This window comes from Pedobacter segetis, assembly GCF_016623585.1.
In the GTDB taxonomy this organism is placed as follows: domain Bacteria; phylum Bacteroidota; class Bacteroidia; order Sphingobacteriales; family Sphingobacteriaceae; genus Pseudopedobacter; species Pseudopedobacter segetis.
The window spans coordinates 1-2,830 of record NZ_JAEHFY010000047.1 but is presented as its reverse complement, the minus strand read 5'-3'; the positions used below and the strand labels follow the sequence as shown (position 1 = coordinate 2,830).

Annotated in this window: 3 protein-coding genes; all 3 read left to right on the top strand. The window is 34.9% G+C overall.

Annotation, left to right across the window (positions count from 1 at the left end; translation table 11 throughout):
* The first annotated feature begins 96 nt into the window (after positions 1–96).
* The 3 genes from I5M32_RS16465 (at position 97) to I5M32_RS16455 (ending at position 2,609) form a co-directional block, all read left to right on the top strand.
* Positions 97–675: a hypothetical protein gene (locus I5M32_RS16465; RefSeq protein ID WP_200588251.1), complete on the top strand. Its 579-nt coding sequence runs from the start codon at positions 97–99 to the stop codon at positions 673–675.
* Between the two features lie 172 nt (positions 676–847).
* Complete coding sequence (locus I5M32_RS16460; protein ID WP_234461996.1) at positions 848–1,633, top strand: nucleotidyltransferase domain-containing protein; 786 nt, start codon at positions 848–850, stop codon at positions 1,631–1,633.
* Positions 1,634–1,784: 151 nt separating this feature from the next.
* Positions 1,785–2,609: a serine protease family protein gene (locus tag I5M32_RS16455; RefSeq protein WP_200588249.1), complete on the top strand. Its 825-nt coding sequence runs from the start codon at positions 1,785–1,787 to the stop codon at positions 2,607–2,609.
* The last annotated feature ends 221 nt before the right edge of the window (positions 2,610–2,830 follow it).

Here is a 2,830-nt window from a genome sequence, read left to right as displayed (position 1 = left end):
ATTATTTAATTAATTTAGTGCAGTACGACAATGGTTTTGCAATTAATGCCATTTCTGCACAAATTCGCCAATCGTTATGCGTAATTATAACCGACAATGAAGGCTAAACTAATCCAAACTTGTTTTCTGCTGACTTCAGCGTTTTTTAGCTGTCAAACGACAGATATAAAATCTAATAATTATCAAGAAAAAATTACTTTAGCACTTAACGAAGAGAAAAAACCGACCATTGAGCAAAGTTGCAATTATTCATCCGAAAAAGACACTTTGAAACAAGCACTTTTTCCTTTCTCTTTTAAGAATTTCGAAACTCAGAAAATGTTAAAGTTCTTTTCAGTCGGGACAAAAGTTGACAGTTCAAAACTTGAATTTGCTGGAGAAGATTATGAATATCGAATTTACACATTTAAAAAAGAAAATTCATTTATTTCGTTTCAGGTTAAGCCAAAAAGTGAATGGTTTTACATTCAAGAATGTGTTATTCAAAACGACATCTTGAACTTTAAGAACGGACTAAAAATAGGAATGAATAAAAATGAAATTTCTAATATTTTAAATATTCAAAAACCGAATTGCGACACAATAAAATTCGACTTGGGTGAATTATCAACTTACTACGACTTCATTTTCAAAAATGCAAAACTTGAAAAAGTTACTATTATTGGAGATGAATAAAATAACTACGCATAACCGCAAATTTGTACAAAAATGGCTGACAGTGGTTTAAGTAAATTTTGTGCTTTTTTACTTAGTTTAGTGCGGGCTGAAAATGGTTTTGCAAGTAATGCCATTTCAGTACAAATTAGCCAACCGTTAGTGGCAACCGTATGACGACACACAGTAAACAATGACAGAAGAAATAAAAAGAGAACTATTAAGACTTGAACTTCAACACGACATTAAAATTTTGTATGCCGTTGAAAGTGGTAGTCGCGCTTGGGGTTTTGCTTCGACTGACAGTGACTGGGACGTAAGATATATTTATATTCATAGACTTGACTGGTATTTGAAAATTGACGACAAGAAAGACAATCAGGAAGAGATTTTACCGAACGACATTGACCTTGCTGGCTGGGAACTAAAAAAAGCATTAAGACTTTTTAGAAAATCAAATCCTCCAATGTTAGAGTGGCTACGAAGTCCAATTGTTTACTTAAAACAGTTTTCAACAGCGGACAAACTTCGTGATTTGACTATAGAATATTTCAATCCTAAATCGTGTTTACACCATTACCTTCATATGGCAGAAGGCAATTACAGAGAATATTTGCAAAAGGACAACGTAAGAGTAAAAAAATACTTTTATGTATTGCGACCAATACTTGCTTGCGACTGGATTATGCAGACAAATACTATGGCTCCTATGGAATTTAGTAAACTTCTTGACAGCCAAGTAACAGACCAAAATGTTAGGACTGAAATACAAAATTTGCTGAAGCGAAAAATGGCAGGTGAAGAACTTAACGAAGAACCTAAAATTCAAATTCTTAACGATTTCCTTGAAAGTAAAATTCAGTTTTACAGCGACTATGTAAAATCATTAGGACAAATTTTACAACCAGACACAGCAAGACTTGACGAACTATTTAAACAGACAGTATATGAAGCGTGGGACAAGAACGGCAGCCACTAACATCGGTTTGGCAATATGGCGGCTGAAGTGCTTCTATGAAACATTTGTGCAAGGTTCAACAGCAGTAATTCTACTGACCTTTTGTACTAAACATCCGCCACATCGCCAAGCCGAAAACCGTTATAGCCAATTTTAGGACGACAGCAACAATATGGAAATATTAGACTATTACAGAGAAATTCAATTAGAAGCGGCAAAGGACGCTTATAAATCAACTTGTCATTATTTGGTTATCAAAGATGGAAATCCTCATCCTCACGGGTCAGGAGTATTTATCGAAATTGACGGCTCAAAATTTTTAATTACCGCAGCTCACGTTGTAGACGACAAAGAAGATGAAATATACGTTGGTATAGACACTCACGAACTTTTAAAATTGGGTGGCGACTTGACAAAAAATATTGCACCTGGACACAGAGATGAGGACAAAATAGACATCTCAATTTTAAAACTAAACCAAGAAACCATTGACAAAATTGGCGACAAATATCAATTTATAAATCAAAGTGAACTTGGTATAAATCACGAACAAAAATTATTGCCAATGTATACTTCCGTTGGTTTTCCAGCTTCTAAATCAAAATATAATTCTTACAAAGATGAAATCAAAAGCAAACCATTTATCTACACGACAATGCCTGCTGAACAATCAGTGTATGACGAACTGAAATGTGAAAGCTTTTCAAACATCATTGTTCATTACGACAAAGACAAAGTTAAAGACTATTCAACAGGACAGTTTTTAACTGGACCAGACCCTTTTGGAATAAGTGGTTCTGGACTTTGGTTTACACCACCCCAAGCAAAAGCCATTGGTGAACACATAGACAAAAAACTTGTAGCCATAATGACTGAATGGCCAAAAGAAAACAGGAAGTATTGGATAGGGACACGAATTGACGTAATTACAGAAGTAATAAGACAGAAATACAACTTGACAATTGAAAAATCGAAAGTGGTTAAAGTAAACTTATAGACAATGGACGAAAGAAAAACTGGCTATAACAGCACATTTGCAATAGGCGGGGTTTCGTGCTCCACAGACAGTTTAGTGGTAGCCGAAAGTTCAGTTCTCCGCATAGACATTTGTGGTAAAAATCCCGCCCATCGCAAATCTGCCAAACGTTATAGCCAATACTACCCGACAGAATCGACTAGAAAACATTTTGAATTTGTTGTCTGAATAGTTAACTTTGG